The sequence below is a fragment of the Syntrophomonas sp. UBA1041 genome (assembly GCF_002316705.1).
Classification (GTDB): Bacteria; Bacillota; Syntrophomonadia; order Syntrophomonadales; family Syntrophomonadaceae; genus DTU019.
Genome location: NZ_DCEA01000013.1, coordinates 79,309 through 103,613, shown reverse-complemented (window position 1 = coordinate 103,613; position 24,305 = coordinate 79,309). Strand labels below are relative to the sequence as shown.

Sequence of the window (24,305 nt, the reverse complement as noted above, 5' to 3'; positions counted from 1 at the left end):
CTCCCCTAGACAGATATAGTGTAACACACAAAAAGTTATACATAAAATAACTAAATATTATCATTAGAAGCAGCCGCCCGGGAAGCCGTTTTTACGCAGATGTCTTCCGGCGGGATTAAGCAAGTGGGCGATCATCAGGTACTAAGCTCTTGATGATATCGCGGTTGTATCAGGAGGGGCTAAATGACATAAACATGAATTGTCGAGAATTTACCGTAATATATACTCAGGCAACGACGAGCGCTCATGCCTCAAGCCTGACCGGCAGGCCTTGACAGCGCGTTAACCCTTCAGGACTTGAAATTTCATGATGACTTTGTTAATATATCTATGCGATTGAAAATGCGGAGCCGTGGTGTAGCGGTTAACATGCCGGCCTGTCACGCCGGAGATCGTGGGTTCAAATCCCATCGGCTTCGCCAATTTTAAGTACATCGCCGATCATCTTAATTAAGCGGGAGTAGCTCAGTGGCAGAGCACCGGCTTCCCAAGCCGGGTGTCGAGGGTTCGAACCCCTTTTCCCGCTCCAGAAAGACCTGGCACTTTCAATATTTTGAGAGTGCCTTTTTTGTTATGGCCAAGGTATTATAGCCCGGGTATGATTAGGCTTATAAAAAGCGCCCAGTTTACGATGTAGCGGGGTTTTTAAGCACCGGCGTTTTTACCTCAAAGTATAATTTGACATAATGGAAGATAATAACAGGGACCTTGACAGAACATATGTTGTATTATATAGAGTGCTAAAAGGATAACAACACCGCTGGATAATCAAGCCGGCGATGGTTTAATAAGACATAAACTGACGCAAGTTAAGGGGTGTCAATAACCCCGTCAGGCTGTGTGAAAAGTCCCGAAATGGGCGATTTAATTCTCCAGAGTGGGAGAGGAACGAGTTATTCCGGTCAACAGACTAGCCTCCGCCCCGAATAAAAGCCAAAAATCGGCTGTAAGTGGGGCCCACAGAATAGTTTTCACACCGTCTGCCATTCTTGTGACACGCCACCCATGTAGTGCGGAGGTTTTAAATAACTCCGTTACCATGACATGGAGAAGGGAGGTATATAGCAATGAGAATAAATGATGTCATGTCGCACAGACCGATTACCATCAGTCCGGACAAGTCCATACAGGATGCTGCGGAGGTATTTTTAAAATACGGTATAGATGGAGCTCCGGTAGTAGATGAAAACCAACGTTTATTGGGGATGGTCACGGAATTGCATTTATATAAGGCTTTAGCCGGCCAGCAGCCTTTGAACGTGCCGGTTAAAGAAATCATGTGTACAGACGTGAACACCCTGGACGAAGAAATGCCGGTAGATATCATTCATGGCTTGACATTTGGCCGCTTCCCCGTGCTGCACAACGGCAGGGTTACCGGCATGTTGACCAAATCTGACGCCAACCGGGTGTATACTAGGGAACTTAAGGATATAACCAAGCGCATGCATGCCGTACTTGATGCCGCCTATAATTCCATTGTCAGCATCGATGAGGACAGGATCATCCGCATATTCAACCGGGCCGCCGAAGAACTGTTCGAAATGAAAAAAGAAGATGTGCTGGGGGCTTTGTATACCGATATATTTCCAGATGGCGCTTTAATCGATATTTTGGAGACTGGAAGGGTGGTAAAGGGTGAAAAGTTCAGCTATAAGGACAAAACCATCCTCAGCAACCGTACTCCCATTATTGGTTCCAATGGCAGCATCATAGGTGCGGTTGCGGTTGCTCAGGATATATCGGACATGGAGAGCATCACCAGAGAATTGAATATAGCCCGGGAAATGAAAGAAAGCATGGATTACTTTTTAAATGAATCACTGGACAGCTTTTTCGTTGCCGACAAAGAGGGCCGGGTTATAAATGTCAACAAGGCCTACACCCGCATCACCGGGCTCAAAGCTGAAGATATCGTAGGAAAATCAATGTATGACCTGGTTGAGCAGGGCTACTACAACAAGGCCGCTACCCTGATGGTTCTGGAAAGCAAACAACCGGTGATGTATAAAGAGACCACCTCAACGGGGAGAGTGGCGCTGTTTACGGGGCTGCCTATTTTTGATAAAGAAGGCGAACTCGCCAATGTGCTGGTCAACATAAAGGATATAACCGACCTGGAATCAGTGGCCGGGGAACTTGAAAAAACCCAGGACATGAAAGACGAATTGCAGGCCGTTATTGAAGCCTCTTTTGACGGAATATGCCAGACCGACGCGCAGGCTAATATCATCCGGGTAAATGATGCCTATGTGCGTATAACCGGGATGTCCCGGGAAGAACTGGTCGGCAAGAACGAGCAAGGACTGGCTGAAGAAGGTTATTATGATCATTCTGTTTCGATGATGGTGATTGAGCAGAAGAGGCCTGTAACAATTGAGCAGAAGTTGAAGACCGGAAAAAGGCTCCTGGTAACGGGCAACCCGGTTTTCGACGATCGCGGTGAACTGATCAGGGTGATAACCAATGCCAGGGATATGACAGAATTGGAACAGCTGCGCCAGGAAATGGAGCAGGCCCAGGAGCTAAGCCGCCATTACCAGGAGGAACTGCAAAAGATCAGGATCAGCGAGGAAAGCAATTTCATTGCTGAATCGCGTCAATCCAAAGATATTATCGACTTGATCGTCAGGCTGGGCCGGGTTGACTCCACGGTATTAATCCAGGGGGAATCCGGGGTCGGCAAGGAAATCATTGCCCGGGAATTGCATAAGAACAGTACTCGTTGTAAAAAGCCTTATATCAAGATCAATTGTGCCGCCATTCCCGAGAGTCTATTGGAATCTGAACTATTTGGGTATGAAACGGGAGCCTTCACCGGGGCCAAAAAGGGCGGCAAGAGCGGTATATTCGAGGTGGCCAACACCGGCTCCCTATTCCTGGATGAGGTGGGGGAAATCCCTATGCATTTACAGGTCAAGCTGTTAAGGGTTTTGCAGGAGAGCGAATTTACCAGGGTGGGAGGAGCGCAACCCATCAAGGTGGATGTCAGGGTTATTGCTGCCACTAACCGCGATTTATCCAAAATGGTAGCTGAAGGCAGGTTTAGAGAAGATCTGTTTTATCGTTTGAACGTAATTCCCATAAATGTTCCCCCGCTAAGAGAAAGAAAAGAGGAGATTGCCCCGTTGGTAAGGCATTTCCTGCAGATGTTTAATGACAAATACGGCTTCAATAAGACCATAACCGCCTCCGCCCTGGGTGTATTGATAGACTATGACTGGCCTGGCAATATCAGGGAACTGCGCAATGTGATTGAGAGAGCTGTGGTCACCAGTGCTGACACGGTAATTGAGGACTTCGGTTTTCTGCAACAGGGGCAAAAAGGCATAAAGCCCATAGTGGAAGGCGATTACCGGCCTGTAAATCTGAAACATGAAGTTGAAGAGTTTGAAAAAACCATGATCAAAAAGCATTTGCTCATACAAGGCAGTCTGCGCAAAGCTGCGCAATCTCTTGGAGCCAGCCAAACCACCATCTGGCGGAAGGCATCCCAATACGGAATCAAGCTGGATGACAAGCCGTCAGGATAAGCTGCTTGTAGAGGTGTAACGGAAATGGAACGGCTGACCCGCAAATGGGTCAGCCGTTTTTGCTCCGGCGGTGTTGGGCTTGTGCCAAAACAGAAAACCACCCTCGATCAGAAGCGATTCAATAATGGGTCGGGAAAAAGTGAAAAGGATAACGTGAACATGGAAATATTTTGGATGGATTTATCGTTTGAACAAAATTTTTTTTTCAATGATTTTTTGACAGATTACTCCATATATTGAGCTGCGGGCGCCTCGATAAGGCCTAGTTCATGGCCTCTGTAAAGCAGATCTACAATTTGTGAATTTACAGAAAAATACAGTTATATCAGCTCTCCTCAGCAGAGGCGGTTCGCTAACAGATTATCTGGCATGAAGGTTGCACAATAAGACAATGAGATTCTCCTGGAAGTACTTGCTGCTGACGAGCTTCAGGGAACAGGGAATCGAACCTTGCAAGGGAGAGCGCGAAAGTGGAGTGGAAAAAGAGGTGATGAGTATGTCTAATATCACTGTTGACCTAAACGGGAAAGTTGCAGCAGTAACCGGCGCTGGCAACGGTATCGGCAAAGCCTGTGCACTGGCCTTGGCCTCCAGTGGGGCGCAGGTGGCATTAATCGATATCTCGCCAGCAGCAGCGGAACAGACTCAGGCAGAAATTGCCGCTCTGGGAGGAAATAGCACCGTTTATGTGTGTGATGTCAGAGACGTGCCGGCTATAAATACAACTTACCAGGCTATAGCGGAGCAATTCGGCAAGCTCGATATTGCCGTCAACTCAGCAGGAGTTAATGTCCAGCAGCGTGGGGAGGATGTCACTGAGGAGGCCTGGGACAAAGTTCTGGGGATCAATGCCAAAGGGGCTTTCTTCTGCAGCCAGGCTGCCGGACGCATTATGATGCAGCAAAACCAAGGCAAAATTATCAACATCGGTTCGGCCATGTCGGTGGTGGGATATGTCAAGCGTTCAGCTTACTGTGCCAGTAAGGGAGCAGTCGCGCAGTTTTCCAAGGTATTAGCGGGTGAATGGGCCCCCTACAACATTACAGTCAATACTGTCGCTCCTACCTTTATTTATACGCCTTTTACAGAACCAATGTTTAAGGATGCGGAATTTAAGGAGGATGTGGAGCGCAGGATATTATTGAATCGCATTGGTGAGGTCAGTGATGTTACGGGAACGGTGTTATTTTTAGCTTCAGATGCAGCCGATTTTATAACCGGTTCAATTGTTATGGTCGATGGAGGATGGACAGCCTGGTAAAAACAGGTATGCAAACGTCTTTAATATACAGCCGCTTTGATTCAAAGCAGAAGCTTTACCCCAATCAACATTGTTAGGAGGACGAAAAAAATATGGCCAGATCAGCATCGGGTTTAATTTCCCAGCTTGATAATTCCCATCTAACCAAGAATCACTATAAAGTGATTAGTGCCGCCGTCCTGGGGGATATGCTGGAGTTTTTTGATTTTACTATCATCAGCTTTGTTATCGCCTTCATTATGGTTCCCTGGGGCCTGACCTACAGCCATTCAGCAGCTATTCTGCTGGCTTCCGGGTTCGGGGCTATCATAGGCGCGGCCGCATTTGGTTATATCGCTGACAAAATCGGACGCAGGCCGATATTTATCTTTACCATATTGTTTAGCGCAGTAATGACCGGTTTGATGTACTTTGTTCCCGAAGGGAACTGGTTGTTTCTGGTAGCGCTGCGCTTTCTGACCGGTTTGGCTCTGGGCGGCTTATACTGTGTTGACCTGCCCCTGGTGCAGGAATTTGTGCCTTCTCAGTACCGCGGCCGGGTCAGCGGAATTGTAACCGCATTTATTCCCATCGGCACCATGATTGCCAGCAGCAGTGCTGCCTTTCTAACCCCGTCTATCGGCTGGAGGGGACTTTTCCTGGTAGGATTGGTTCCCGCCTTGTTATGCCTGTTAATACGGATATGGGTCCCGGAATCACCCCGCTGGCTTATCGGCAACAAACGGTTTGACGAAGCTGAAGCAGCAGTCGATTGGGTTACCGGGCAACACCATGATTTCCGCCAGGCCACGGGTAAAAAGGATCAATGGGTCGACGACCTGCCGCCGGTGGTTAAACAAAGTTGGAGTGAGCTCTTTAAATATCCCCGCAGTATCATAACTACCTGGGGAACCAACATTGCTCAGCAGTGCGGGTACTATTGCTTCACCATGTGGGGGCCAGCATTGTTGGCCCTGGTTATAGGCAGGACACCGCAGGAAGCCGCCAAGCTTTATATATTCGTTACCCTGGGCGGTTTTATCGGCAGATGGTTCTGGGCTTTTATGTCCGACTTGCTGGGGCGTCGTACCAGTGGTATGGCCCTGGGCGCCGGAGCCGCTGTTATGCTGGTGTTCGCCATTTTCAACATCGGGAACTTTATCGGCGGAATCTCAGTGTTCTGGCTGTGCATGATCGGTATCTACTTCTTCGCTGACGGCGGTTTCGCCCTGGTAGGACCCTATGGTTCCGAAGTATGGCCTTCTCAGCTGCGCGCCGCTGGTATGGGGTCTGCCTACGGTATGGGCGGCATCGGCAAGTTGATCGGACCCATGATAGTCGCATTCTTTGCCGGCTCCTCCAACCTGGTAAGCCCCAAGGCAACCGCTGACGCCATCGGTTCAGTTTACCTCTTCCTGGCGGTATGTTTTGTCATCCAGGGTGTATTGTTCTATTTCGCCCGGGAGACCAAAGGAAAAACCATGGAACAGATTGATTTGGAACTGGAAGCGGAGAGAGCCAAGATGCAGCCGCAAACGGCTTAATCATAATCAACACCTGATAACCGCACGACTCTAAAACGTTTAATTATATTTAATCGGAGGGTTTATCATGAGTGAAAACAACGTAAAAATCGATGTAGTCGAATTTATGGGCAAAAAGCTTAATTTCCTGGACTTAGGCAAGGATATCAGTCCGGATATCCCGGTCTATCCCGGCCATATGAAAACTGACTTCTGGTGGCACAAGACTCATGAAGAAACTGTATTCAGCCTGGGCGACAAGAGCAACTACAAACTTGGCTTTGGGGTGAAAGGGATCATAACCTGCGACCACACTTCCACCCATGTTGATGCAGTTTACCATTTTGATCCCAATAAATCACATTTATCAGTGGACAAGATCACCCTGCAGGAGTTGATCACCCCGGCGGCTTGGATTGACCTATCCTTTGTGCCCAACCGCACCCATATAACCCTGGATGCTGTCAAGAAAGGCCTGGATGCCGCGGAAGTAACCCTGAAGCCCGGCATGAGTCTCTTGTACTGGACCGGGATCGAGCCGTATGGTGTGACCGATCCGTTCTATTATCTGAGCCAATATCCGGGATTGGATGAAGAGGCTACTACCTGGCTCCTGGATCAAGGCTTATTGAACATCGGCACTGATGCCGCCAGCCTGGATACCCCTGCTGATCTGGATTATCCCAACCATTCGGTTCATGCCGAAAGAGAGGTAATCCATACCGAGAGCCTGGTGAATATCACCAAGATCCCGCGGCACAAGGACTTCTATTATGCTATGTTCCCGCTTAAATGGGTCGGCTTAACCGGCAGCCCGGTAAGGGCCTTCGCCATCTGGGAAGACTAGGCGGATAATAAACAAAACTAAATATTGAGGGCAACTGGGGGTCCCGGCAGCCCTGGAAAGCAGCCCAAGGCTGTCCCCCCTCTTCTCCAGGGATGAATTGCAGCAAAAATCATTACCAGGACCGGGACCCCATTTTAACTCAATATAAATATTTTTTTAAACAGGTATTTCCTTTGGCACTGGAGGGTGAGGTATGAAATGGCAGGAGCATTATAAGGACAGGACCTGTGCAGCGGCAGAAGCTGTGCGTTGTATAAAATCTGGCCACACGGTAGTGGTTGCCCACGCTTGTGGTGAACCGAGGTCATTGACCGGGGCCATGAGCGACAGGTACGACGAACTGGAAAACGTCAAAGTAGTGCACAGAATAGGTATGGGTGAGTGCAGATATGCTCAACCCGGAATGGAGCCGAGTTTCCGCCATGTGTCCCTGTTCGGCGGCCCTAATACCAGGCAGGCCATCAATAGCGGCCGGGCCGATTATTTACCCAGATTTATATCAGAGATTCCGGCGTTGTTTATAAATGGGATTATACCGGTAGATGTAGCACTAATAACAGTTTGCCCGCCGGACCAGCATGGTTATTGCAGCCTGGGAATTTCGGTGGACTACACGCTGCCTGCGGCTAGAAAGGCCAAAACAGTTGTTGCCGAGGTTAACGAGCACATGCCCAGAACCCACGGTGATTCCTTTATGCATGTCAGTGAGATCGATTACTTTGTTCACAGCAACCGGGAATTGATGGGTATAGAGCGGGCCCCATTCACCGCAGTGGAAGACGCCATAGGCAGCTATGTCAATACCTTGATCAAAGACGGGGATACCTTGCAACTGGGAATCGGAGCTATTCCTGACGCAATATTGTCTTATCTCAAGGGCAAGCATGATCTGGGGATTCACACCGAGATGTTCTCCGATGGGGTAATGGAGCTTACGGAAATGGGTGTGATCAACGGCTCACGGAAAACACTGCATAAGAACAAGATCGTCTCCACTTTTATGATGGGCAGTAAAGAGCTTTATGCCTGGGTAAACGACAATCCCTTTATTGAGATGCACTCGGAAGATTACGTAAACAATCCCTATGTTATCGGTCAGAACGATAACATGGTCTCCATAAACTCTGCTTTGCAGGTTGATGTTCTGGGACAGGTAGCGGCTGATCAGCTGGCTGGCCAACAATACAGCGGGGTAGGCGGACAGGTGGATTATATCCGCGGTATTCACCTCAGCAGGGGCGGCAGATCTATCATCGCCATGCCGTCAACCGCCGCCAAGGGTAAAGTCAGCCGCATTGTGCCCGCGCTGTCACAGGGAACAGCGGTAACTACCAGCCGCAATGAAGTGAGCTGCATTGTTACAGAATACGGAATTGCCATGCTGGAAGGCAAGACCAACCTGGAAAGACTTAAAGCATTGGTAGCTATAAGCCATCCTGATTTCAGAGATGAAATCATGGCGGAAGCCAAAATACTGTACTACGGCGCCTAAGACATTGATGCTGGTACCAACAAACAGAAAGGATGAATGGATAAATGGATTTCAAACTGGGTGAAGAGTATGAAATGCTTAGACAATCAGTTAGGGATTTCGCCGAAGGAGTCCTGGCTGCCGGAGTTGTTGATAGAGATGAAAAAGAATATTTCGATCGCTCCATTTACGAGAAGATGGGCGAACTAGGACTTACAGGAATACCTTTCGAGGAAAAATACGGCGGGGCCGGCATGGATTATCTGGCCTATGCTATCGCCGTGGAAGAACTGGGCCGGGTAGACGCTTCGGCCGCCGACACCCTTTCCTCCCATGTTAGCCTGGGGGCCTGGCCCATATGGAGGTGGGGAACTGAAGAGCAGAAGATGAAGTACCTGGTTCCTCTGGTCGAAGGCAAGAAATTGGGGGCCTTTGGTCTTACCGAAGCCGGTGCCGGCTCTGATGCTGTTGCCATGACCTGTAAAGCTGTTTTGGATGGAGACAGCTATATATTGAACGGAAGGAAAATTTTTATAACCAATGCCGAAGCTGCAGATACTTATGTAGTGTTTGCCCGCACCGGGCCCAAAGAAATGAGGAGTAAAGCTTTCAGCGCGTTCATAGTTGAAAAAGGAACTCCGGGATTCACTTTCGGCAAATTCGAAAAGAAGATGGGGCTCAGGGGCACGCAGAACTGCGACCTGGTCTTTGAAGACTGCCGCATTCCCAAAGAGAACCTGTTGGGCCAAGAAGGCGAAGGCTTTAAGATGTCTATGGAAACACTAGATGGCGGAAGAATTGGTATCGCTGCCCAGTCGGTAGGCATAGCCCAGGGGGCTTTCGAATTAGCCTTGGCTTACGCAAAACAGAGAGTGCAATTCGGCAAACCTATTTCAGCTTTGCAGGCCATACAGTTCAAACTGGCCGATATGGCTTTGGAAGTCAAGGCATCGCGCCTTCTAACCTACGACGCCGCCTGGAGAAAGAGCCAGGGTCTGGATTTTGGAACTGATGCCGCCATGGCCAAGCTCAAAGCTTCGGAAACCGCCAACCGGGCGGCCAATCAAGCTGTGCAGATTCATGGAGGCTATGGATACACCCGCGATTATCCGGCGGAAAGAATTATGCGGGATGCCAAGATAACCGAAATCTATGAGGGAACCAGCGAGATTCAGAGAGTAGTCATAGGCAACGCCATTTTACGTTAAGCGGAGGGAAGCAGAACATGAATTACAGCGAAAAAATCAAGCATTGGGAAGATATGAGTGTAGGCGATTCCGCTTCATTTACCAAAACCATCACCGAAACCGATGTTATTCTCTGGGTTGGTTTAACCGGGGATATGAACCCCATTCACATCGACAAGGAATACAGCAAGACTACACGCTTCGGGGATGTTATCGTACCTGGATTAATGGTGGCAGGACTTATTTCCACCACGGTTACCATGGCTACCTTTGGAAACGTTTATGCCAATCAGAACATCAAATTCCTCAAGCCGGTATATATTGGCGACACCATTACCGCCACCGCAACCATTATAGAAAAGCTGGAAGACAAGCACATGGTCAAACTGGAGACCAAGTGTGTTAATCAGAAGGGCGAAGCGGTCATGATCGGCCAAGGCATGGAGTATATCCTGAAGGAATAATGGAAAAATGGGGAGGGTTTGATAAAAATGGCCTTGAAGACAGCGCAACAATACCTGGATGATCTTAGATCAAGAAATATCGAATTATATATGTTCGGCGAAAAAGTTGAGAACTATGTGGATAATCCCATTATCAGACCGTCGATCAATTCTGTGGCTATGACTTATAAACTGGCCTTGGATCCGGAATATGAGGATATCATGACTGCAACCTCCAACCTGACCGGACAAAAGATCAATCGTTTCACCCATTTGCACCAAAGTACTGAAGATCTGATTAAAAAAGTCAAAATGCAGAGACTGATGGGGCAGAAGACCGGTTCCTGCTTCCAGCGTTGTGTGGGGATGGATGCTTTCAACGCCGTGTACAGCACCACTTATGAAATCGACCAGGCTTATGGAACCGAGTACCATCAGCGCTTCGTCAAATTCCTGGAATACGTGCAGGAGAACGATATGGTGGTAGACGGTTGCATGACCGATGCCCGGGGCGACCGCAGCAAATCACCTGCACAGCAGCCTGACCCCGATGCTTACCTGCATGTGGTGGAAAGACGGGAAGACGGACTGGTGGTGCGGGGCTGCAAGCTGCACCAGACCGGGATGATAAATTCACATGAGATACTGGTTATGCCCAACAACAGCCTCAAGGAAGACGAAAAAGACTGGGCAGTATGCTTCGCAGTACCCGTGGACGCGCCGGGGATGATCTATGTTTACGGCCGGCAGGCCAGCGATACCCGCAAACTGGAAGGCGGAAAGGTGGATATCGGCAATATCCATTTTGGCGGGCAGGAAGTAATGACCATTTTCAATAACGTTTTTGTCCCCTGGGAAAGGGTTTTTATGGATGGAGAAACCGACTTCAGCACTATGGTGGTGGAGCGATTCGCCGGTTACCATCGCCAGAGTTATGGCGGATGTAAAGTAGGGGTAGGCGACACCCTGATCGGCGCCGCCAAGGCTATCGCTGACTATCAGGGAGCCTCCAAGGCTTCCCATATCAAAGACAAACTGGTGGAGATGTGCCACTTAAACGAGACCCTGTATGGCTGCGGGATTGCCTGTTCAGCCGAGGGCAGGAAGACTGCGGCGGGAAACTATCTGATCGACCAGCTTCTGGCCAATATCTGCAAGCAGAATGTAACCCGTTTTCCGTATGAGATCGCCCGGCTGGCCCAGGATATAGCAGGCGGCTACTTTGTTACCATGCCCTCTGAAAAGGATTTCAACAACCCGGATATCGGACCTCTGGTCAAGAAATATTCCACCACCCAGAATGATGTGCCGGTCGAACACCGGCAGCGCATGGCCCGGCTGATTGAAAACCTGACCCAGGGAGCGGCCGCAGTGGGCTATCTGACCGAGTCCATGCACGGGGCCGGGTCGCCTCAGGCCCAGAGAATCATGATCACCCGGCTGGTGGATATGGAACACCGTAAGGAACTGGCTGAAAATCTATGCGGGGTGAGGGAGAATCCTGACATAGATTGGTAAACACCGTGGGCGTTGAAAACGCTGCGGGAGCAAAAAGGGGAGGGGGTATGCCCCTTCCCCTTTTGCTTCTGTTTGGATTCGGCCCATTGCAGAGAGGGAAGTTATGAAGTTGTATATCAAGTACTGCGGCGGCTGCAATCCCGTTATTAATCGCAAAAAGCTGGTCAACGAAGTTGTGAGCCAATTAAAACAGTACACTGCGCTTGAGCTTACAGAACAAGGAGCGGATGTGGGTCTGGTTGTAGGCGGGTGCCCGGTTTGCTGCGTGAACCTCGACGAGATCAAAGCAAAAGCCAGGAATTTCGTCCTGGTAGGAGGGGAGCTGGTAAACGGTATCAAGGTGCCTCCCGAGCAGCAAGCCGGCGTTGTAGTGCAGCAGATACTAAAGAGCGCTGATCATAACCGGCTGGGCGAGGTATCATGATGCACTCATCCGCAGTTCCTGGAAGGTAAAACAGAATACAGGCCCGCCGGGTGCTGACAGGCTTGACATAATTGACTAAACCCGGCCATATATTATAGAATATCCCTGTTAGATTGATGCTGTGGGAAAGCTGATTAAGAACCGGCTGAAACATGGATAAAAATTGGCGCCGCGTGGCCGGGGCAATGATTTCAGCACAGCTGGTCCCGAGATTTTTCTATATGTAATAGGGGGAGGATCCATTCATGAATAAACATATCGCTACCATCATCAAGCCCAGTATAAGAAAGTCTGAAAATACCACCAACTGCCGCGAATGTGCCACTTCATGCCAATCCGCATGTAAAACATCCTGCACCGTGGGCAATCAGGTGTGCCGCCAGGAAGCATAGCTTGATCATGAACAGGGGCAAAGCCCCTGTTTTGACGTGCCTATAATTTGCTGGCCGCGGTGGGAGGGATCGTCTTCTGTTCTGGCAAGATTATGACTACAAGGCCAACCTGCATGTATTTCCCTGGAAAGATGATTATTTTGCGGTCGATGTGAACAGCGGCGCGGTTCACGTCCTGGATCAGCCTGCCTATCTTTTGCTGGCCGCTCTTATGGAGACCAATGGCGATTGCCGGCAAGCCCGGAAAAGACTGGCAGATCAATTGCCCGCCCACACCCTGGATGAAGTCTGGCAGGAAATTGAACAGCTGCATCAACAGGGAGCGCTTTTTACCGAATTGGATGCGGTGCGGGTGGACACCGGCCAGATGGTCCTCAAGGCATTGTGCCTGAATGCGGCCCATTTGTGCAATATGAATTGTAAATACTGTTTCGCTGCACAGGGCGATTTTGGTATGAAACCCGGATTGATGAGTTTTGATGTAGCTCAAAAAGCGGTGGATTTCCTGATCGTTCACAGCAAAGGGCGCCGGCACCTGGAGATCGACTTTTTCGGCGGGGAGCCGCTGCTGGCAGCGGGGATGTTGCAGCAACTGGTTCAATATTGCCGGGCTTTAGAACCTATTCATAACAAGGAGTTCGCTTTTACTTTAACGACCAATGCCCTCTTGCTCGATACAGATATTATAGAGTGGGTAATAGCCAATAAAATCGGGGTGATTTTGAGTCTGGACGGACGTCAAAGGGTGCACGATCAATACCGTCCTTTAAAAGACGGGTCAGGCAGCTATGCTGCGGTTGTCCCCAAAATTAAGGCCATGGTGGCGGCAAATCCAGTCTCTTACTATGTACGCGGCACCTTCACCAGGCAGAATCTGGATTTTGCGGAAGATTGCCGGCATCTGCTGGAATTAGGTTTTTCAGCGCTTTCCCTGGAGCCGGCGGTAGGGCCTGACAACGGATATGCCATTCAGGATGCTGACCTCCCCCGGGTAAAGCAAGAATACGAGCGCCTGACCGAGATTCTGATGGAGCGTTCCCGATCGGGACAGGCGGTGCACTTCTACCATTTCAATCTGGATATGCAGAAAGGACCCTGCCTGGCCAAGCGCTTGACCGGCTGCGGCGCCGGGGTGGAATACCTTACAGTCACTCCGGAAGGGGACCTGTATCCCTGCCACCAGTTGGTGGGAGAAGCTGGTTTTTTGATGGGCAACGTTGTTCAGGGAGAGATTGATTACGGCATTAAACAACGTTTTTCGACATGCCAGGTTCATGATAAGGAATGCGTCCGGTGCTGGGCCAGATACTATTGCGGGGGTGGTTGCCTGGCGCAGGCCTATCTGCAGAATGGTGATTTGAACAAGCCTTATCCGGTGAGTTGCGAGATGCACCGCAAGCGGGTGGAGGCTTCGATTTTCCTGGATTATTATAGGCGAATAGGAAAAACATGATCAAAAAAGCAGGAAAAATAGTACCAGGCATAGAATATAGATAACGCTAAATAAAAAACTATGGAGAATTTTGTCATGCTTGCTTATTTACGACAACGGAAGCAGCTCGTGCCAGCTAGCTGTATTACCTTGGCTTTTACGATCTTTTCTTGTATGTGGCTACTTGCTGCCAAAGCCTCCGCCATCGCCGTAATCGTTGATGGTGAAACCCAATTTCTGGTAGCATCCCGCCAAGAAGTCCTGCAAACCCTGACGCAAATGGAAATAGACAAAGAAGGCCAGGTAGGTTTTGACCTGGAGATGGGCAATGAAGTGGAATTCAAAGAGGTTTTTGCTCTTTCCTCCAAGCTGGTTCGCGCCGAGCAGTTGGCGGCCTTGCTTGAACAGAAGGTTGACTTTAACGCCGTTGCGACAACTATCATGGTAAACGGCCAGGCTGTAGTCAGTCTGGTGAATGAGGACGAAGCCCGGCAATTGGTGGAACAATTCAAGGGCGAGTTTGGAAGTGTTGATCAAGGCGAAAAGCTCATTCAGCTGGGATTTGAAGAACAGGTCGAGGTAGTCGAGGAAAGGGTTGCGCTGGATCAGATCTGTACCCGCGAACAGGCCTATGATCTCATCAAGACCGGTACTCTCAACCCCGAGAAATATATAGTGCAGGAAGGCGACAACTTGTGGCTGATTGCACGGCGCAATGATACATATGTGGATGAAATCAAAAAGTCCAACAACCTTACTTCAGAAAATTTAAGCCTGGGTCAGGAATTGATTGTGGTCAAGACTAAACCCTTGCTCACCGTAGTCGCTCAGGTTGAGGGCGAAAAGGTGGAGGCCATTCCTTATGAAACCCAGGTGGTTGTGGATGCCAGCGCGCCGGCTACGGTCAGAGTAAGAGAACAGGGCAGTGACGGGGAAAAGAAGATTACCTACCAGGCGGTCAAAAAGAATGGAGTCATCGCAGAGCGAGAGATTACCAGTGAAGAAATACTCAAGAATCCGGTAGCCCGGGTTTTGGTCAAAGGCAATCAGGTGGTACAGGTGGCATCACGCGGCAGTTCCGGCATCAGCAAAGGCGTCCTGGATTGGCCGGTTTACGGGCCTATCAGCCAGTATTATCGGGGAGGACACCCGGCTATCGATATTACCGGAAAGACCGGTACCAGCCTGCGGGCCTCAGGCAGCGGGTATGTTGTATCCGCTGGCTGGAATGGCGGTTATGGCAACTGCGTCGTCATCGACCACGGCAATGGTTATTCCACCCGTTATGCGCATTGCAACAGCCTCAATGTATCTGTGGGGCAAAAGGTATCCCGAGGGCAGGTTATCGCTACCCTGGGCAGCACCGGACGCAGTACCGGCCCCCATTGCCATTTTGAAGTGATGTACAACGGTTCAACTGTGAACCCCTTGAGTGTTTTGAAGTAATGATAAATAATTCACCCTGGCCGTCTCTGGCCGGGGTTTTTATATTTTGTGTACTAAAAGGAGGCAGACCCAGTGTATGATGTAATAATCCTCGGTGCCGGACCAGCCGGGTTGACTGCGGCGATTTACACCGGACGGGCTAAATTGTCTACCTTGGTTTTGGAAGCGGCTATGGTAGGCGGCAATGCCGGCATTGCCGACCTTATTGAGAATTATCCCGGTTTTCCTGAAGGCATTAATGGCAGCGAGCTGATGGCCCGTTTTAGGCAGCAGGCCGAAAACTGCGGCGCCGAGATCCGCTATGATGAGGTCCTGGATATCGAGCGGTCAAGTCGAGGCATCCTGGTAAAAACCCGCTGTGGAGAGTTGACCGCGCGAGCGGTTTTGGCGGCTACCGGAGCCAGGCGCAGGGAACTGCAGGTCCCTGGAGAGCAGGAGTACTTGGGGAGAGGGGTTTCCTACTGTGCCACCTGTGATGGCGCCTTTTTCAGGAATAGTCCAGTAGCGGTGGTCGGGGGCGGAGATTCAGCAGTAAAAGAAGCCTTATACCTGGCCGGCATCGCTTCAGAGGTTTATCTTATACACCGCCGTGAGGGCTTCCGTGCCCATCAGGCTCTTGTGGAAAGAATGCACAGCAATGAGCGTATTGTTCTTAAGCTTAACCAGGTGGTACAGGGGATAGAGGGTGATCAGAGCGGGGTCAAACAGCTCCTGGTAAAGGATGTCAACGATGGCAGCATCAGAATTATACCGGTCGAAGGCGTATTCGTCAGTATCGGCATGGTGCCGGCCGTTGGCTTTCTTGAGAACCGCCTGGAGACGGACAGCGGATATATCGTGGTCAATGAAGAGCTTATGACTTCCATGCCCGGTGTTTTCGCGGCTGGAGACATCTGTTCCAAAAAGGTAAGGCAAGTTGCCACCGCAGTTGGGGACGGGGCTCTGGCAGGGGTAGCAATTACTGAGTATTTAAAGGAGTAGCACCAGGATTTGTCTTGTCATTCCCCAAGACCGGCATAGTATAATGGGATGCGAGGGGAGTGGGAATTTTGTCGTCCGTTAGATTTGATGGGGTCAAGGTGCCCCTGCTTTTAATTACTGTATTTATCATTATTATGATTTTGGTCAAGAACAGCCATGTTCTGCAAAGGTTTATGGTCAATCAGGAAATCCGTTTGAGCACCTCTCAATATGAGGTGACCAGCACGGAGCATTTTGACGTTAAATATCTGCCTATTGATGAAGCCTATGCCCCTATGGTGGCCGCTGTGGCAGAAGATGCCCGCCAATCGGTAAGCGGCATGTTCGGGGAACAGCCTCCAGAGCGAACTACCTTGATTATTTATCCCGACAGCGCCAGCTTGGCCAAAAGTTTTGGATGGAACAAAAACGCCAAGGCCATGGGGGTCTATTGGGGAGGATCGATCCGGGTCTTATCGCCCGGGGAATGGCTGAAAGAACCCAGTCAGGAGGCCTTTATCCGGGAAGGCCCGGTTTATCATGAATACGCGCATCTTATGGTGGATGAGGTCACAGAGGGGAATTACTCGCGCTGGCTTACCGAAGGCATAGCCCAGTATGTGGAAAAGCACCTGACCGGATTTGAATTTGCCAGTCCGGCGGTCAGGAACAGGGAGGTCACCCTGTATTCGCTGCGTCAGCTGGATAAAGACTTTGACAGCCTGGAAGAAAGCGTAGCTTACTGGCAGTCTTTACAGATAGTGGAGTATATTGTCGATCATTACGGAGAAGCTGCCATATGGCAGATCCTCAATGACCTGGGTGATGGTTATCAAATCGATGGAACGGTGGAGAAGACCCTGGGATTGAGTTATGAACGCTTTGAGGATGAAATGCTCACGGCTTTGGAAAAAGAATGGATTAGAGGGTGTAAGGTTTGAACAACAGGATGATTATAACTGGAGGTAATCCTCTTTTTGGCAAGGTGCGCGTCAGCGGCGCGAAAAATGCCGGCCTGGTATTGATGGCGGCCAGCATCCTGGCGGAAGGTGAGACCATACTGGACAATCTGCCCCGCATCCGGGATGTTGAAGTGATGACCCAGATCCTCAACGAGATAGGGGCCGACACCAGGTGGAACTCTGACGACAGCCTGTCTATACTGGTCCCCGGAGGGTTGCTTGGCCGCACCACGTCTTACGAACTGGCTAAAAAACTCCGGGCCTCCAATCTCTTGATGGGCGCCTTGCTGGGGCGCCAGGGAGAAGCGGTGATTTCCCTGCCGGGCGGATGCGATATCGGTTCCCGGCCTATGGATCTGCATCTTAAGGGTGTACAGGCCCTGGGGGCGATCACTCAGATCGAACATGGCTATATATACGCTCAAAGCCATAAACCGGGGGGAGCGCGGGTGTATCTGGATTTCCCCAGCGTCGGCGCCACCGAAAATATTATCATGATGGCCAGCCGCACCCCGGGTATGAGTGTGATCGAGAATGTGGCCAAGGAGCCGGAAATCGTCGATCTCGCCAATTTTCTCAACTCCATGGGGGCCCGCATCAGGGGAGCGGGAACCGATGTGATCAAAGTTGAAGGGGTTTCACAGCTGAAGCCCTGCCGCTACGCCATCATACCTGACCGGATCGAGGCCGGAACTTATATGGTTGCTGCTGCCATATCCGGCGGGGAAGTAAAGGTGCAAAACGTCATCCCCACTCATCTGCATCCGGTTATCGCCAAGCTGCAGGAGACCGGGGCCTATGTTGAGGAATGCGATGAGGGCATATTGGTCAGGGCCGGGGAAAACATCCATCCGGTAGACATCAAGACTTTGCCTTATCCTGGCTTCCCCACAGATATGCAGTCCCAGATGATGGCCCTGCTATGCCGCAGTCAGGGCTCAAGCGTCATCGTGGAGAATGTATTTGAAAACCGTTTCCAGATCGTTGATGAGTTGAAGCGCATGGGCGCCAACATTAAGGTAGAGGGCCATACCGCTATTGTAGAGGGGCAGCCCCTTTTGTGCGGCGCCCGGGTGAAAGCCACCGATTTGCGCGCTGGAGCAGCCCTGGTTTTGGCCGCCCTGGCCGCCAGGGGCGAGACCATAATCGACGATGCCGGCCATATTTTCAGGGGTTATGAGAAGATGCCCGAGAAGCTGACCAGACTGGGGGCAGCGGTGCGAACCGAGTAATTTCCCCGCTGATCAAATCCGGGCACATTGCTATAACCATATCAGCCCAGAGGCCTTCAGGCCTCTTCAGACCGTCGACAAAAGCGAATAACTGCGTTGCTCAATAGGTCCGCTCAATCAACGTACTATTTGTACGCCTCAATCGCGGTCTTATTGAGCGCCTTGCTCTTCGCTTCCGTCGTTCGCTCTGCCCAGCTTGTTGACTTTATCAACAAGCTGAAGAGGCCTGAAGGCCTCTTTTTTTATGGGCAGATATCATGGAATAATTAGTTCTCAGCAGCACAAGCTATAGGGAAAAAAAGCAGGGATTGGATGTGATTAGTTGATGAAAGAAGTGGGAGTAAAAATCTGGCTGGTCTTTGCCGGCTGTTTTTGCACCGGTTTGCTGCTATTTACCCTATTATACACTGGTTTGGGAAATAGCCAGCCAACGGTCGTTCCACAGCAGGCGGAGGGGAGCATCAGTGAGGTGGCGGCTGCAGTAAGCCCTTCGATTGTGGGCATCAATAATTTTCAGCAACAAGGGGATGTTTATGATCAAATCAGCGTTGAGAGCACCGGATCCGGCGTTATTATTGACTCTGAAGGGCATATCGTCACCAATAACCATGTGATCAAAGGGGCCGATCGCATAACCGTTACCCTGGCAGACGGAAATGAAAAGGAAGCGCAGCTTATTGGCGCAGATCCCCAGACCGATTTGGCTCTGATTAAAATACAAGTGGATGGCAAGCTTTCGCCCATCATCTTTGGCGATTCCGAGCAGTTGGTAGTTGGCCAGCAAGTAGTGGCAATAGGCAATCCCCTGGGTCTGCGTTTTGCTCGTTCGGTTACGGCTGGAATCGTCAGCGGCCTTAACCGCTTGCTGGCTACCGAGGAAGGCAGCGCTTTTCGCCTGATTCAAACCGATGCAGCCATCAACCCGGGCAATAGCGGCGGGGCTTTAGTCAACCTGGATGGGCGGCTGATGGGTATCAACACCGTAAAAATCGTCGAAGCCGGTTTTGAAGGCATGGGTTTTTCAATCCCTTCCAATCAGGTGCAAAAAGTGATCGATCAGCTCAAGCGTCATGGCAAAGTGATACGCCCTTTTCTGGGGATAAGAATTCTGGGGGAGATAAATGGAGAACAAGCCCGGCATTTCAGCCTTCCAAGCAGGTCCGGGGTAGTGGTGGAGCCGGTCGCTAAAAGCCCGGCCGCTAAAGCTGGAATCAAATCTTACGATATAATTATCAGCATCGATAATGAGGATGTGGCAACCGGCCTGGAGCTGCAGGAGAAGATCGCTAACCGCAAGGTGGGGCAGAGCATAGAAGTTAAACTGCTGCGGCTGGTGGGGGGCGACCTGTCTCAGGCTCAGGTGATAACCGTTCCAGTGGTACTCCAGGAAGGATAACCACCTGAGAAGATCCTGGCCACAGGCCTTTTAAAGGGAGCAGTGCAGTTTTGAAAATACGTATAATTTCCGTAGGGAAAATTCGGGAACCGTTTTATCAGGCCGGAATTCAAGAGTACGTTAAACGCCTCACCCCATACAGCAATGTGGAACTTGTAACCGGTTTTGAGGAAAAGGCCCCGGCCCGGCCTGGCGATCAAGACATCATTCAGGTAAAACAGAAAGAGGGGCAGCGCATCCTACAGCAGATCGCTCCCGGGGAATACCTGGTATTATGTGATGTGCAGGGACAGGCCGGCAGTTCTACGGAACTGGCAGCCAGGGTCGGGCAATGGATGCTGAGCGGCAAATCCCGGATTAACATTGTAGTCGGCGGTGCTTACGGACTGGACAGGGGAGTAATAGAAGCTGCTCACGAGCGGATATCACTCTCCAGGCTGACCTTTCCGCACCAAATGGCGGTGTTGATACTGGTTGAACAATTATACCGCACTTTTAAAATACTACGCGGCGAACCGTATCACCACTGACATTAACAAATGCCATATTCACCAAGATTAGAAATCATCTTGCCAAGATAAACTGCAGGCTTTAGAAGTTGATCAGAAATACGGGAGTATGGGCTTTAAAAAAGAGAAGGAGAAAGCGGGAGGAGGACTATAATGACAAACATAGTGATCGTAGGGGGAGGGATGGGCGGCAGTACCATCCTGAGGTCATTCCACGGTATCGACACATTCCGGGTTTTGGGTATTTGTGATGTAAACCCGGCGGCTCCCGGTATGCGGCTGGCACAGGAATTGGGGATACCGGCCTTTTCAGATTTAAAAGAGATGCTGCAATTGCCGGCACTGGACATTATCATTGAAGCCACCGGAAATGGCCGGGTGCGCGAACAAGTGATGACTGCCAAGCCCGATCATGCCACATTGATGGATTCTGCCGCCGCCAATCTAATGATGACCTTCGTAGAAGAGCATGAAAAGGTTTTAAACCGGGCGCGCAGCAAAAAGCAAGCCTTTCGCACCACCGCACCGTTTCTGGTGCAAACCTATGGACGGGACGGAGTGATCTATTTTAGCACTGACCTGGAACGTTTTGACTTTGTGGAGAACCATAATATCAACGTGGCCGGTATTCGTGTCGGGGAGCGCCTTAATCAGGACGGACCCATTCAGCGCTGTATCAGTCAGGGACGCGTTATTTCTCAAGCGGTTGATGAAAAAGTCTATGGCATACGCCTGTATGTGTGGGTAATGCCGATTTTCGAGGCTGAGGATGAGAAAAAACCGGTGATAGGCGCCTGTGGGGTATTTGCCCCCAAGCTCCATCCGGTTGCCAAGGCATTTGACATCTTTGCGCCTATCATCATTGAATCTCAGCCAGAAGGAGCCTGGGTGGGGGTGACGGACCTGGAGAAGGTCACACATCGCATGGGCTCTGACAAATTCGACCTCAAGGAGTTTGTAGCCGGAACCCCTCTGCAGGACGGAGACACTGGCTCAGCCACTATCAGAGCCCGGCGCAAGACCCAGGTGGATATCGCTACCAAGAAGTACGGCAATATGCGTATGTTGGGAATCCCTCTCTTTGACGAGGACAGCGGCGAGCTGGTTGGATCATTTGGCATTACCACCCCCAGAAATCTGGCCCGTGATCTGCAGGAAATGGCAGCCAAATTGAGCCTGACCACCGCAGAAATCGCCGAAGCCATGCAGGGTATTGCCGAATCAGCCGGCGAAATCACCCATACCGAAGGCCAATTGGCCCAGCATATCAGAGCTGTTCAGGACAATTCAGCCAGTATCAGTGAGATATTAGGCTTTATTAAGAGCGTGGCCGACCAGACCAAGATGCTGGGTTTGAATGCGGCAATTGAAGCAGCCCGGGCAGGAGAACACGGACGCGGATTCGGAGTGGTGGCCGAAGAAATCCGCAAGCTATCGGACCAATCCAAACAAACCGCCGATGAAATCGGCAAACTGATCCGGGAGATAGACAGCACCGTGAAAGAAGCAGTTGCGGCTTCAGAGGGTACAGTACAGCAGAGCCAGGAGCAAGCCGCTTCTACTGAAGAGATCACCGCTTCCGTGATGGAGATGGCCCAGATGGCGGAGAAGTTGACCGGAGTTGCCAAGACCCTTTAAAAAGGGCTACAAGGGGGCCGGACACAAGCCCGGCCCCCAGACCGTCGACAAAAGCGAATAACTGCGTTGCTCAATAGGTCCGCTCAATCAACGTACTATTTGTACGCCTCAATCGCGGACCTATTGAGCGCCTTGCTCTTCACTTCCGTCGCTCGCCTGCACAGCTTGTTGACTTTGTCAACAAGCTGGAGGCCGGACACAAGCCCGGCTCCTATTTTCATTCTGAAGGAAAAATACCCCGGTGGGGCAATATATTCTAAAAGGGGTTTTGAAATATGGAAAGGGAACTTAAATCGGTCCCGGGTGTGGCTACTTTTGCCGGGGGATGCTTTTGGTGTATGGCGCCGCCGTTTCTAAACCATCCCGGAGTCGCCGAGGTGATTTCCGGATACACCGGAGGTCATTTGGAAAACCCCAGTTATGAGACGGTATGCAGCGGCGGAAGCGGACACTATGAAGCCGTGCAGGTTTTATATGATCCGGCCCAGGTCAGTTATGAAGCACTCCTGCAGATATTCTGGCAGCAAATCGACCCCACCGACGCCGGGGGGCAATTTTATGACCGCGGGGAATCCTATCGGACTGCGATATTCTATCATGATGAGGCTCAGAAGAGCGCTGCCCTGGCTTCAGTTAAACAACTGGCCGGGAGCGGCCGCTTTAAATCTGCAGTAGTGACCAAGGTTTTGCCGGCCGAAGCCTTTTATCCCGCCGAGGATTATCACCAACGCTATCACGAAAAGAATCCCTTGCATTACAAAAGCTACCGTCTGGCTTCGGGAAGGGACGCTTTTATCCGGCATTATTGGAAACCGCCCCAATAGCCGAGAAAAGAAGGACTGTTTTCGGGCTGCATATAGGTGCAGTCCAGAATCAGGCAGTTTAATGATATGCCAGGTCTTATTTGAGGTCATGTAAATCGCAGGAATCCAGGGTTTGTTTATGTTATTATAGATGATATGATGGGCTACTGGCCGCAAAAGGCCGCTCCACGCTTTAGGATGCGCAGAGAAAGAAGGCTGTGCTCATTATTTATTTAAATAGCTGATATTCCTGCAGCAATCGATCGTGTTCGATCTGCAGCTGGGCGGATAGGCGCTCATTTTCAGGGCTGACAAATTGCTGGGCTTGATAGATGCGAAGCAATGCTTCATGAACCCGGTTTTGGGCATATTCGATCTCCTGCATGGTCAGTCCGATCTGGGCCTGCATTACACTTTGATGTGCTGACTGAGCGCAGTCAAGGGCTTCGCTTATGGATTGGCCGGCCTGCGCCAGGAATCTACCGCTGCGATCCAATTGTGTCAACATAAAGCCTCCTTAGCCAGTAGTCTTGCTTACTATCAATATTTCCCAAGAACAAGATTTTTATAGAATGAGGCTTAAAGTTTGAGGCATATAGTTAGCCTAAGACAAAACCGGGAGGGGTTGAAGGAGGATGCGTTGTCCATTTTGTAGAGAGAGGATTCCCCAAGGATTAACGGAGTGCCCGGAGTGTTATGAGTCTTTGTTGGTACAGCAGCCCGAGTATTGCCCGATATGCGGAAGCGTTTGGAGAGAGGGCAATTTCTATTGCCGGTTTTGCGGGTCGCGATTGATGTGGATGCTAAATGAAGGCCTGTTGGAGCAGGCGTGCCCTGTCAAGAATGAGGTCAGGGAAACCCCGGAGGGGCTGGTATTGGTGGGGTTTGTACACCGGGCTATCGCCGGTGTTTTGGACACGGTAGTCATTCTTGCTATCATAGGGTTTTGGATGCCTCAGGCGGCCAGCCTGACATTTACCTGGCAAAGCCTTGTTTCCGCCGCGTTTTGGGTGGGGCAAAGCAGGGCTTTATTGACCGTTTTTGGACTAATGGTGTTGTATTATACGGCTTTTGAAGGCCTGCTGGGCTTTACCCCCGGCAAGCTGATCGCGCAGATCAAGGTGGTCGGTCAGGATGGTTCCAAAATAGGGATATTTGCCGCCTTATTGCGCAATCTCTTGAGAATCGTCGACCTCCAGTTCTTCTGCCTGGTGGGGGCTGTACTTATATGGAAAACCCCCTTACAGCAGCGCTGTGGGGATTTGGCGGCTAAAACCATAGTGGTTCGATTACTATAGAAACAGGGGCCCTGGCGGTAACCCCAGGGCCCAGACCGTCGACAAAAGCGA

The 24,305-nt window shown here is 50.5% G+C and carries 22 protein-coding genes and 2 tRNA genes; 23 read left to right on the top strand and 1 reads right to left on the bottom strand.

The genetic code is table 11. From position 1 onward, the window contains the following. Positions 1-346: 346 nt before the first annotated feature. The 22 genes from B2633_RS02955 to msrA all read left to right on the top strand — a co-directional run bounded on the left by B2633_RS02955 (position 347) and on the right by msrA (position 22,977). A tRNA-Asp gene (locus B2633_RS02955) sits at positions 347-422 on the top strand. A gap of 32 nt (positions 423-454) precedes the next feature. Next, a tRNA-Gly gene (locus B2633_RS02950) sits at positions 455-529 on the top strand. A 538-nt stretch (positions 530-1,067) separates the two neighbouring features. Further along, complete coding sequence (locus tag B2633_RS02945) at positions 1,068-3,533, top strand: sigma 54-interacting transcriptional regulator (protein ID WP_483169049.1); 2,466 nt, start codon at positions 1,068-1,070, stop codon at positions 3,531-3,533. Positions 3,534-3,557: 24 nt separating this feature from the next. Beyond that, on the top strand, positions 3,558-3,773 hold the full coding sequence (locus B2633_RS02940) for a hypothetical protein (protein WP_483169048.1): 216 nt from the start codon (positions 3,558-3,560) through the stop codon (positions 3,771-3,773). Between the two features lie 256 nt (positions 3,774-4,029). After that, positions 4,030-4,794: an SDR family NAD(P)-dependent oxidoreductase gene (locus B2633_RS02935; RefSeq protein WP_483169046.1), complete on the top strand. Its 765-nt coding sequence runs from the start codon at positions 4,030-4,032 to the stop codon at positions 4,792-4,794. Between the two features lie 92 nt (positions 4,795-4,886). After that, positions 4,887-6,317 (top strand): MFS transporter, encoded by a 1,431-nt coding sequence (locus B2633_RS02930; protein WP_483169045.1) that lies wholly within the window; start codon positions 4,887-4,889, stop codon positions 6,315-6,317. 67 nt (positions 6,318-6,384) lie between these two features. Beyond that, positions 6,385-7,143 carry a cyclase family protein gene (locus B2633_RS02925; RefSeq protein ID WP_481041806.1) on the top strand — a complete coding sequence of 253 codons (759 nt, stop codon included), beginning with the start codon at positions 6,385-6,387 and terminating at the stop codon, positions 7,141-7,143. A gap of 193 nt (positions 7,144-7,336) precedes the next feature. Next, positions 7,337-8,635, top strand: coding sequence for an acetyl-CoA hydrolase/transferase family protein (locus tag B2633_RS02920; protein ID WP_483169043.1), 1,299 nt, complete (start codon positions 7,337-7,339; stop codon positions 8,633-8,635). A 44-nt stretch (positions 8,636-8,679) separates the two neighbouring features. Beyond that, positions 8,680-9,822 carry an acyl-CoA dehydrogenase gene (locus B2633_RS02915; RefSeq protein WP_483169041.1) on the top strand — a complete coding sequence of 381 codons (1,143 nt, stop codon included), beginning with the start codon at positions 8,680-8,682 and terminating at the stop codon, positions 9,820-9,822. 17 nt (positions 9,823-9,839) lie between these two features. Further along, positions 9,840-10,265, top strand: a complete 426-nt coding sequence (locus tag B2633_RS02910) for a MaoC family dehydratase (RefSeq protein WP_481041800.1) — start codon at positions 9,840-9,842, stop codon at positions 10,263-10,265. A 27-nt stretch (positions 10,266-10,292) separates the two neighbouring features. Beyond that, on the top strand, positions 10,293-11,762 hold the full coding sequence (locus B2633_RS02905; RefSeq protein ID WP_483169040.1) for a 4-hydroxyphenylacetate 3-hydroxylase family protein: 1,470 nt from the start codon (positions 10,293-10,295) through the stop codon (positions 11,760-11,762). Between the two features lie 103 nt (positions 11,763-11,865). Next, on the top strand, positions 11,866-12,186 hold the full coding sequence (locus B2633_RS02900; protein WP_483169039.1) for a hypothetical protein: 321 nt from the start codon (positions 11,866-11,868) through the stop codon (positions 12,184-12,186). Positions 12,187-12,431: 245 nt separating this feature from the next. Next, positions 12,432-12,578, top strand: a complete 147-nt coding sequence (scfA, locus tag B2633_RS02895; RefSeq protein ID WP_483169037.1) for a six-cysteine ranthipeptide SCIFF — start codon at positions 12,432-12,434, stop codon at positions 12,576-12,578. A gap of 76 nt (positions 12,579-12,654) precedes the next feature. Further along, entirely contained in the window at positions 12,655-14,031 is a 1,377-nt protein-coding gene (gene scfB, locus B2633_RS02890; protein WP_483169105.1) for a thioether cross-link-forming SCIFF peptide maturase, read from the top strand. Positions 14,032-14,184: 153 nt separating this feature from the next. Next, positions 14,185-15,456 carry a peptidoglycan DD-metalloendopeptidase family protein gene (locus B2633_RS02885; RefSeq protein WP_483169036.1) on the top strand — a complete coding sequence of 424 codons (1,272 nt, stop codon included), beginning with the start codon at positions 14,185-14,187 and terminating at the stop codon, positions 15,454-15,456. A gap of 72 nt (positions 15,457-15,528) precedes the next feature. Next, positions 15,529-16,437, top strand: a complete 909-nt coding sequence (gene trxB, locus B2633_RS02880; RefSeq protein WP_483169035.1) for a thioredoxin-disulfide reductase — start codon at positions 15,529-15,531, stop codon at positions 16,435-16,437. Between the two features lie 68 nt (positions 16,438-16,505). Then, positions 16,506-17,357 carry a peptidase MA family metallohydrolase gene (locus B2633_RS02875; protein ID WP_483169034.1) on the top strand — a complete coding sequence of 284 codons (852 nt, stop codon included), beginning with the start codon at positions 16,506-16,508 and terminating at the stop codon, positions 17,355-17,357. An 8-nt stretch (positions 17,358-17,365) separates the two neighbouring features. Then, positions 17,366-18,610 carry a UDP-N-acetylglucosamine 1-carboxyvinyltransferase gene (murA, locus tag B2633_RS02870; RefSeq protein WP_481043046.1) on the top strand — a complete coding sequence of 415 codons (1,245 nt, stop codon included), beginning with the start codon at positions 17,366-17,368 and terminating at the stop codon, positions 18,608-18,610. Positions 18,611-18,935: 325 nt separating this feature from the next. Continuing rightward, on the top strand, positions 18,936-20,006 hold the full coding sequence (locus tag B2633_RS02865) for a S1C family serine protease (protein ID WP_483169103.1): 1,071 nt from the start codon (positions 18,936-18,938) through the stop codon (positions 20,004-20,006). A 50-nt stretch (positions 20,007-20,056) separates the two neighbouring features. Next, on the top strand, positions 20,057-20,536 hold the full coding sequence (rlmH, locus tag B2633_RS02860; protein ID WP_481041785.1) for a 23S rRNA (pseudouridine(1915)-N(3))-methyltransferase RlmH: 480 nt from the start codon (positions 20,057-20,059) through the stop codon (positions 20,534-20,536). A 132-nt stretch (positions 20,537-20,668) separates the two neighbouring features. Beyond that, the gene (locus tag B2633_RS02855) at positions 20,669-22,153 is read left to right on the top strand and encodes a methyl-accepting chemotaxis protein (RefSeq protein ID WP_483169031.1); all 1,485 of its coding nucleotides are present in this window, start codon (positions 20,669-20,671) and stop codon (positions 22,151-22,153) included. A gap of 275 nt (positions 22,154-22,428) precedes the next feature. Beyond that, on the top strand, positions 22,429-22,977 hold the full coding sequence (msrA, locus tag B2633_RS02850) for a peptide-methionine (S)-S-oxide reductase MsrA (protein ID WP_483169030.1): 549 nt from the start codon (positions 22,429-22,431) through the stop codon (positions 22,975-22,977). 208 nt (positions 22,978-23,185) lie between these two features. Here the strand turns inward: msrA and B2633_RS02845 are convergent, their stop codons facing one another. After that, a complete protein-coding gene (locus B2633_RS02845; protein ID WP_483169029.1) occupies positions 23,186-23,461 on the bottom strand; it encodes a hypothetical protein in 276 nt (91 codons plus the stop codon). 289 nt (positions 23,462-23,750) lie between these two features. On the opposite strand from B2633_RS02845, the gene B2633_RS02840 reads away from it, so the two are divergent. After that, positions 23,751-24,254 carry an RDD family protein gene (locus tag B2633_RS02840; protein ID WP_483169027.1) on the top strand — a complete coding sequence of 168 codons (504 nt, stop codon included), beginning with the start codon at positions 23,751-23,753 and terminating at the stop codon, positions 24,252-24,254. The last annotated feature ends 51 nt before the right edge of the window (positions 24,255-24,305 follow it).

What these genes read in the sequence shown, in the direction of transcription:
- B2633_RS02945 (WP_483169049.1), top strand. Translation starts at nt 1,068, where the DNA reads ATGAGAATAAATGATGTCATGTCGCACAGACCGATTACCATCAGTCCG.
- B2633_RS02940 (WP_483169048.1), top strand. Translation starts at nt 3,558, where the DNA reads ATGGAACGGCTGACCCGCAAATGGGTCAGCCGTTTTTGCTCCGGCGGT.
- B2633_RS02935 (WP_483169046.1), top strand. Translation starts at nt 4,030, where the DNA reads ATGTCTAATATCACTGTTGACCTAAACGGGAAAGTTGCAGCAGTAACC.
- B2633_RS02930 (WP_483169045.1), top strand. Translation starts at nt 4,887, where the DNA reads ATGGCCAGATCAGCATCGGGTTTAATTTCCCAGCTTGATAATTCCCAT.
- B2633_RS02925 (WP_481041806.1), top strand. Translation starts at nt 6,385, where the DNA reads ATGAGTGAAAACAACGTAAAAATCGATGTAGTCGAATTTATGGGCAAA.
- B2633_RS02920 (WP_483169043.1), top strand. Translation starts at nt 7,337, where the DNA reads ATGAAATGGCAGGAGCATTATAAGGACAGGACCTGTGCAGCGGCAGAA.
- B2633_RS02915 (WP_483169041.1), top strand. Translation starts at nt 8,680, where the DNA reads ATGGATTTCAAACTGGGTGAAGAGTATGAAATGCTTAGACAATCAGTT.
- B2633_RS02910 (WP_481041800.1), top strand. Translation starts at nt 9,840, where the DNA reads ATGAATTACAGCGAAAAAATCAAGCATTGGGAAGATATGAGTGTAGGC.
- B2633_RS02905 (WP_483169040.1), top strand. Translation starts at nt 10,293, where the DNA reads ATGGCCTTGAAGACAGCGCAACAATACCTGGATGATCTTAGATCAAGA.
- B2633_RS02900 (WP_483169039.1), top strand. Translation starts at nt 11,866, where the DNA reads ATGAAGTTGTATATCAAGTACTGCGGCGGCTGCAATCCCGTTATTAAT.
- scfA (WP_483169037.1), top strand. Translation starts at nt 12,432, where the DNA reads ATGAATAAACATATCGCTACCATCATCAAGCCCAGTATAAGAAAGTCT.
- B2633_RS02885 (WP_483169036.1), top strand. Translation starts at nt 14,185, where the DNA reads ATGTGGCTACTTGCTGCCAAAGCCTCCGCCATCGCCGTAATCGTTGAT.
- murA (WP_481043046.1), top strand. Translation starts at nt 17,366, where the DNA reads ATGATTATAACTGGAGGTAATCCTCTTTTTGGCAAGGTGCGCGTCAGC.
- B2633_RS02865 (WP_483169103.1), top strand. Translation starts at nt 18,936, where the DNA reads ATGAAAGAAGTGGGAGTAAAAATCTGGCTGGTCTTTGCCGGCTGTTTT.
- B2633_RS02855 (WP_483169031.1), top strand. Translation starts at nt 20,669, where the DNA reads ATGACAAACATAGTGATCGTAGGGGGAGGGATGGGCGGCAGTACCATC.
- msrA (WP_483169030.1), top strand. Translation starts at nt 22,429, where the DNA reads ATGGAAAGGGAACTTAAATCGGTCCCGGGTGTGGCTACTTTTGCCGGG.
- B2633_RS02840 (WP_483169027.1), top strand. Translation starts at nt 23,751, where the DNA reads ATGTGGATGCTAAATGAAGGCCTGTTGGAGCAGGCGTGCCCTGTCAAG.